Below are 6,618 nucleotides of genomic sequence, written 5' to 3'. Positions count from 1 at the left end.
CTCTATTTTTTTAATAAAAAAGCTGACTGCTAGGTCAGCTTGGTCCTATCCATCCCCGCATTAAAATACGGGGATTTTCGGGCGCTTTTCGTTAAAAACTTTGGCTCATTTTTGGATCTCAGATTGTTAGTAATAGTGTAAGATATCTGGCCGGCAGGTTGATTACAACAATTCAAATCAAATTATTAAATAAGGTAGGAGAAAATTATGAACTTTGAATTAGCAGAACAATCAATCCAATATACATTTGGCAATAAGAGATACACTAACGGACTTAAGAGTCGCATGATCAAGAACGTGAAGAAGGGCGCTGCAGCTGAAGATCTCAAAGAAGTGGGTCAAGCAATTGCAGGCTTACAAGAAGACAGTCTTGACGATGTCATCTTAGTGCAAAAGCAACGCGTTATCGAAGCTGCTGAATAATAAGACGGGAACAGGACCGCTATAATAAGGAAATAAGGAGAAAATAAAATGGCTACAACTACTAAAACTTTGAAATTGACTTTCTTAAATGGCGAAAAGAAGAAGAACAGTATTATTTTAGCTGACGCTGTAGATAACCTTACTGAAGACCAAGTTCGTACTGCAATGAGTACTATTGCATCAGCTAACGTCTTCGAGAAAGACGGTGTTGCATATTACCAAACTCCGGTGTCCGCATCATACGTTGAACGTACTGTTAGTGATATCTTTAATGATGGCGCAAATTCTGAATCAGCATCTGCTGATAAGCAAGACTAATCTGTCTTTGCTGTTAGAAATCATTCAAATAATTAGACAATTACATAGAAAATAAGATAACTACACACAAAAATGTTTTAAAGAAATCGTATAGAAATATTACTTTTTTCAGATGATTTTGTTATATGTTTGTAAAATTTTAAAAAATAAATAAAAAATTAAAGGCGGACGGAAGTCCGCCTTTTCTTGTTATGACTACGATTGAATTAATTGAAAAGTTGAGGGAGGCGAAAATGCGCGGCGGGGTAAGAAAGTGGGCAAATATTACAAAAAGGGATTTTCAATTAATTTAACTTGCTATTTTTTGCTTAGGTTAGTACAATATGAATCGTGGTAAGTAATAGGACGTGCTTCAGGCATGACGCCTGTACGCATGCTGATTCTTCAGCAATGACTACTACCTCGCGAGAGTTATAAACTCGTGGATCTTGCTTTGAAGAATTTTGTACATTATAGGCTCCTATCACATGCTGAACCTATGGCCTATTACATTTTTTATATTTCAAGGAGGAAAAGACCACATGAAGAAAAATTTAAGAATTGTTAGCGTTGCTGCTGCTGCTTTATTAGCTGTTGCTCCTGTTGCTGCTTCCGCTGTATCAGTTAACGCAGATGTAAATACTACTGTAAGTATCGGTAATTCATTAACTCCATTACCAGACAACTCAACTGTAAAGCTTTCATCATCATTATCAGGTGTTGTAAGCATGAATGGTGATGTAGCATACCCTGACACTTTCCATGTTGGTGGTTCTATTTCTGCTAACTTAGCAGGTAGCAACTTCTCAGCTATTTTACCAGCTGATGCTAACATGGTTGCTACTGCAAACAATACTGCCGATCAAGGTAAACCAGGTAAATACACTGTAGCATACCCAGCAGATACTTCTATTAACTTTGGTACTTCAAATGCTAACAAGGAAGTTACTATCACTGTTCCAGCAGGTATGGTAGCTACTGTTTCTACAGATAACTACGTAAACGCTAGTGATGCTGCAAGCAAGTACACTACTGATGGTACTAAGAGTAAAGATATTAAAGTTAAGATCAACAAGAATGGTTTATTAACTTTCAATACTCTTTCAGTTAAGAACGTTAAAGTAGTTAACTCAAACGATGCTACTGCAGTTTTGTTCCTTAACAAACAAAACGGTCAAACTACAACTACTGGCAACATTACTGTTTACGCAGGTAACGATTCAAAGATGAACGTTAGCCAAATTGTTACTGAATTTGATAAGAACTACGTAGTTGGTCAATTGAATGGTTCAGCAAGCACCGGCGATTTTGTTGTTTCAGCTAACGAAATTGCTAAGGAATTGAGAGCTCAAAACATTTCTGTTGATGCTAATGGTTACTTTACTGCTCCTAAGTCATTTAGCCTTAACATTTTAGCAACTTCAGACACTACTAATGCTAAGGCAACAATGGTATTAACTGTTAACGTACCAAACGGCAAGGAAGTAACTCCAGCTACTGTTCCAAGTCAAAGCAAGACTGTTATGCACAACGCATACTTCTACGACAAGGACGCTAAGCGTGTAGGTACTGACAAGGTTACCCGTTACAACACTGTTACTGTTTCAATGAACAAGACTAAGTTCTCAAACGGTATCGAATACTACGAAGTAATCGAAAACGGTAAGGCAACTGGTAAGTTCATCAACGCTGACAACATCGATGGTACTAAGCGTACTTTGAAGCACAACGCATACGTATACCGTTCATCAAAGAAGCGTGCTAACAAGGTTGTTCTTAAGAAGGGTGAAACTGTAACTACTTACGGTGGTTCATACACATTCAAGAACGGCAAGAAGTACTACAAGATCGGTAACGACACTAAGAAGACTTACGTTAAGGTTGCAAACTTTGACTAATATTCTTGGTCAACAAGATAGCTAGTACACGCTAACTAAATAAAGGGAAAACGAGGCATTTGCCTCGTTTTTTCTTTTGCATAAAAATGGCCAGCATGCTTCATGCATGCCAGCTTCTAGGAACTATTTTACTTAATTACAATTTTTGCTTAATAATTTTCTTCTACTAGCTTCTTAATCTCATCGCTAGATAAATCGTTACTGTAATCTTGCAATACTTTTTCAAAAATCACTTCAGAAGAAAGATCTACTTGCTTTAATGCTTGAATTAACGTAACTGCATCTTCTATAGCTTTCTTTTTAGTAGCCTTTTCTGCTGCCTTCATCGCAACCTGATTCATTTCATAAGCCAACTTATCCATGTCATCGCCCCACTTTTCACTATTAACATAATGATCGATATCCTTTTGCAAGTCGGCAATATAGCCTTGAGCATGGTTAATTACGCCATTCATATAATCCAAGAAATCCAACATCTTTTGGTTAAGATCGCGGTTCTTGCCCTTAGAGTTGAAAACTTTGATATGCATGCCTGCGTTAAATTCTATAGTCTTGGTCTTGCGATCAAAGAAATTGAATTCATACATGCTTTCACCCTGATCGAATGGATCATACGTACAGAAAAACACAACGTAAGTAGATTTAAGCTTAGTGTAAGGTGGGCCCGATTTCAAAGTGAAGTTGTTCAACCCCGCAGCGTAATACTGCATGCGTTCTGCATATTAGTCGTCTGCATTTCGATGTCATAGATACGACCTTTGTCATCTTGTGCCCAGACATCTAAGCGAAAGTTTTTGCTCTCAAGACCAATGTTGCCGTCATATTGAGTGATTACATTAATCTTCTGCAAATTCAACTCAGGATAAGCACGGCGGAGCAGCTCTAGGCAATTTTTCTTCTTGCTCATCACATGGCCAAATACCAGATCTTGCGTAATGCCAGGATATCGGGTTATTCTTTTTCTCATATTTTACCTCATAATAGCTTGTACATCAGTAAAATAGTTCCCACTATTTAATACGCAAAAAAGGGGGGCATTTTTTCCTGGCAAAATAAATTATTTCGCCAACATCTTCCGCAACTTCATCAGCAAATCATGTTTGAGACGGGTGAGGGTTCTGCGTGAGATGCCGTATTCTGCGGCTAATTCTGTGATCTTCTTGTTAGAAATAAATGATCATAGAAAATAACTTGCTCCATCTTACTCAACTTGTTAACTTCCTGCTTCAAGACAACTAAGTTGTTCCAATCGGCTTCTTCGCCAAGATCGTAAGCTTCATTCATATCTGTGTTACGTTCACATACACGCTGTTCGCGCTTCAGTCTATTCAATGTCTGCCAGAGAACCTTCTTGAAACTTAACTTATCAATTTCTGTGCGAGCCTTGTCGGTAGATAATTCTTCGAGCATTTCGGCGTAAACAATCAGACCTTCTTGAAATAGATCATAATACAAGTGGTAATCGGGACGGACATGTGCGGCCTTTAGTGCTCCACCAACTAACTTGCGATTTTCCCATGCTTTTCTAAAACCGTAAGGAACTCCTTTTTCTAATGTTTTAGGAAATTAAATTAAGGAATAATTCATCCTTACACAAACTATTTTACGGTCTCACATGTTTATATTAATATGCATAAATATAAGGTTTATGTTATTTATTAGTTATGAATTATAGAAAACGTATAAAAAGCCCATGATTATTGAGATCATGAGCTTTTTAGTGCAAAAGAAAAAACGAGGCAATGCCTCGTTTTCTCGCTTAGTCAATGTTGGCTAATTTTTATTCAAAGTTAGCAACCTTAACGTAAGTCTTCTTGGTGTCAGCACCGATCTTGTAGTACTTCTTGCCGTTCTTGAAGGTGTAAGCACCACCGTAAGTAGTTACTTCAGTACCCTTCTTAAGAACAACCTTGTTAGCACGCTTCTTTGAAGTCTTGTAAACGTATGCGTTGTGCTTCAAAGTACGCTTAGTACCGTCGATGTTGTCAGCGTTGATGTACTTGCCAGTTGCCTTGCCGTTTTCGATAACTTCGTAGTATGAAATACCGTTAGCAAGCTTAGTGGTGTTCATAGCAACAGTTACAGTGTTGTAACGGGTGACCTTGTCAGTACCAACACGCTTAGCGTCCTTGTCGTAGAAGTATGCGTTGTGCATAATAGTCTTGCTTTGACTTGGAACAGTAGCTAGAGTTACGTCCTTACCGTTTGGAACAGTAACAGTAATTGGTAACTTAGCTGAAGCATCATTGTTGTTTGCTGAAGCAGTCATTTCAAAAGTAAATGACTTAGGAGCAACAAACCAACCATTAGCATCAATATCAATGTTCATAGCCTTTAAAGCTTCTTTGATGTTGTTGCTGTATGAAATAGTACTTGATTGACTGTTGTGCTTGTCACCTGCATTGTTGCGTGCAACATACTTGTTTTCTGCAGCAGCTACAAATTGAGCAACGTTCATCTTACCAGCATCTAAAGTAATGTTACCGCTAGTTACGTTAACGTTAGTTTCTCTGTCGTACCAAGCAACAACAGCTGGGTTAGCAAAGTCCTTAGCAGTTACGTTGATAGCAACTTGGTTCAAGGTTACAGTACCGTTTTGGTCAAGCTTAATAGTTCTTGAGTTTGTTTGATGCAAGTTGGAAGAAATCGCCTTCAGGCATAGTTAAAGTGATTTCCTTGTTTGCGTTTTGTGAACCAAAGTTTAAACCAACATGGCTCATTACAACACGGTAAGTTGAACCTGCAGTAAGGTAATGAACATCTTGTAAATTAGTAATTTCCTTGCTACCGTGGAAAAGTTGGATGTTTGAGTATCCAGGCTTAAAGTTTGAGGTAGCAGTAGTACCGTTAAAAGTAGCGTCAAATGATACAGAAATAGCTGCCTTAATTGAACCATGTACTGTGTTTAATGAAATATTTGGCTTAACATTTACAGCATCACCATTAGCTAAAGTAGGTACCTTACCTAATTGAGTAGCGGAAGTAACACTAGCAGCGTTAACAGAAACGGCTGAAGCAGCGACAGGAGCAACAGCTAATAAAGCAGCAGCAGCAACGCTAACAATTCTTAAATTTTTCTTCATGTGGTCTTTTACTCCTTGAAATATAAAAAATGTAATAGGCCATAGGTTCAGCATGGAAAGGAGCCTATAATGTACAAAACTCTTCAAAGCAAGATCCATGAGTCTATAACTCTCATGAGGTAGTAGTCTTGCTGAAGAATCAGCATGCGTACAGGCGTCATGCCTGAAGCACGTATATTGTGTACGTGATCCTTAAATTTGATTTTAGTGGAGTGATTTTTTCTCTTATATGCTAGGGGTGGATTGGGTGGGTTTATTCCGCCGCGTGTAATCCGGGTCTGAAGATAGAGGATGTTAAGCGTAAGGGATGCAAAAGAAAAAGCCCATGATTTTGAGTAATCATGAGCTTATTTTGAGGCAAAGGCGTTTAAGTGAATGTAGCGAACTGAATCGGAATTATCAAATTTCTCTTTGAATAGGTCGCTTAGCGAGTGTCTACATTCTTTATATTTTTCGAAAGTATAGTGTCGATTTTCATCTTTGTTAAAATTTTTTTGTCTATTAGCAACAGGACAGACTAAATGATATGGATCTATCAAAATTACTATTAAGTTTTGTGTATTATCATTTAAATTATCTGGGTTAATTGCATAAATAGAAAAAACTCTAAATTTTCCTTTACCATTAGGATCGAAAAAATCCGTTCCTTTATTGACCGTAGATTCAAAAATACTGTCATTAAAATAATCAATTATTTCTTTAGAGATATCGTGGCTTAGAATTTCTTTTATTCTTTTGCTATTTTGTCGATGTAAAATATCGATTGCTGTAATTTCGTTGGCAATTTGCTGAGGATTTTTACTTAAAGAAAGAATATTTTTGTAGGTAGAAGTATTTTTAATGAAAAACGCCCGAAAATCCCCGTATTTTAATGCGGGGATGGATAGGGCTTACCGTCTCTAACGGCATTGTAGATC

General features: G+C 37.5%; 8 protein-coding genes. 3 read left to right on the top strand and 5 right to left on the bottom strand.

Going from position 1 to position 6,618, the window contains the following annotated elements; translation table 11 throughout:
• Positions 1-207 precede the first annotated feature (207 nt).
• From JEM49_RS03555 to JEM49_RS03545, 3 genes are all read left to right on the top strand, one after another.
• Positions 208-423, top strand: coding sequence for a DUF1659 domain-containing protein (locus JEM49_RS03555; protein ID WP_201873674.1), 216 nt, complete (start codon positions 208-210; stop codon positions 421-423).
• A gap of 48 nt (positions 424-471) precedes the next feature.
• Positions 472-741, top strand: coding sequence for a DUF2922 domain-containing protein (locus tag JEM49_RS03550; RefSeq protein WP_201873673.1), 270 nt, complete (start codon positions 472-474; stop codon positions 739-741).
• Between the two features lie 521 nt (positions 742-1,262).
• A complete protein-coding gene (locus tag JEM49_RS03545) occupies positions 1,263-2,618 on the top strand; it encodes an SLAP domain-containing protein (RefSeq protein WP_201873671.1) in 1,356 nt (451 codons plus the stop codon).
• 149 nt (positions 2,619-2,767) lie between these two features.
• Here the strand turns inward: JEM49_RS03545 and JEM49_RS03540 are convergent, their stop codons facing one another.
• From JEM49_RS03540 to JEM49_RS10720, 5 genes are all read right to left on the bottom strand, one after another.
• Entirely contained in the window at positions 2,768-3,328 is a 561-nt protein-coding gene (locus JEM49_RS03540; RefSeq protein ID WP_201873669.1) for a hypothetical protein, read from the bottom strand.
• Positions 3,304-3,585, bottom strand: a complete 282-nt coding sequence (locus JEM49_RS03535) for a hypothetical protein (RefSeq protein ID WP_201873667.1) — start codon at positions 3,583-3,585, stop codon at positions 3,304-3,306. The genes JEM49_RS03540 and JEM49_RS03535 overlap by 25 nt, the downstream gene beginning before the upstream one ends.
• Before the next feature lie 176 nt (positions 3,586-3,761).
• The gene (locus tag JEM49_RS10450) at positions 3,762-4,028 is read right to left on the bottom strand and encodes a hypothetical protein (RefSeq protein ID WP_242509751.1); all 267 of its coding nucleotides are present in this window, start codon (positions 4,026-4,028) and stop codon (positions 3,762-3,764) included.
• 370 nt (positions 4,029-4,398) lie between these two features.
• On the bottom strand, positions 4,399-5,253 hold the full coding sequence (locus JEM49_RS03525; RefSeq protein WP_242509750.1) for an SLAP domain-containing protein: 855 nt from the start codon (positions 5,251-5,253) through the stop codon (positions 4,399-4,401).
• Positions 5,225-5,701 carry a hypothetical protein gene (locus JEM49_RS10720; protein ID WP_242509748.1) on the bottom strand — a complete coding sequence of 159 codons (477 nt, stop codon included), beginning with the start codon at positions 5,699-5,701 and terminating at the stop codon, positions 5,225-5,227. Before JEM49_RS10720 ends, JEM49_RS03525 begins: the two co-directional genes overlap by 29 nt.
• Between the last annotated feature and the right edge of the window lie 917 nt (positions 5,702-6,618).

Source organism: Lactobacillus sp. A27 (genome assembly GCF_016742815.1).
GTDB lineage: Bacteria > Bacillota > Bacilli > Lactobacillales > Lactobacillaceae > Lactobacillus > Lactobacillus gallinarum.
The sequence above is the reverse complement of the archived record's forward strand: the minus strand, read 5'-3'. Positions and strand labels throughout refer to the sequence as shown.

Coding starts and splice junctions, on each gene's coding strand:
- JEM49_RS10720 (WP_242509748.1), bottom strand. CDS start 5,701: ATGAAGAAAAATTTAAGAATTGTTAGCGTTGCTGCTGCTGCTTTATTA.
- JEM49_RS10450 (WP_242509751.1), bottom strand. CDS start 4,028: ATGCTCGAAGAATTATCTACCGACAAGGCTCGCACAGAAATTGATAAG.
- JEM49_RS03540 (WP_201873669.1), bottom strand. CDS start 3,328: ATGCAGTATTACGCTGCGGGGTTGAACAACTTCACTTTGAAATCGGGC.
- JEM49_RS03545 (WP_201873671.1), top strand. CDS start 1,263: ATGAAGAAAAATTTAAGAATTGTTAGCGTTGCTGCTGCTGCTTTATTA.
- JEM49_RS03535 (WP_201873667.1), bottom strand. CDS start 3,585: ATGAGAAAAAGAATAACCCGATATCCTGGCATTACGCAAGATCTGGTA.
- JEM49_RS03550 (WP_201873673.1), top strand. CDS start 472: ATGGCTACAACTACTAAAACTTTGAAATTGACTTTCTTAAATGGCGAA.
- JEM49_RS03555 (WP_201873674.1), top strand. CDS start 208: ATGAACTTTGAATTAGCAGAACAATCAATCCAATATACATTTGGCAAT.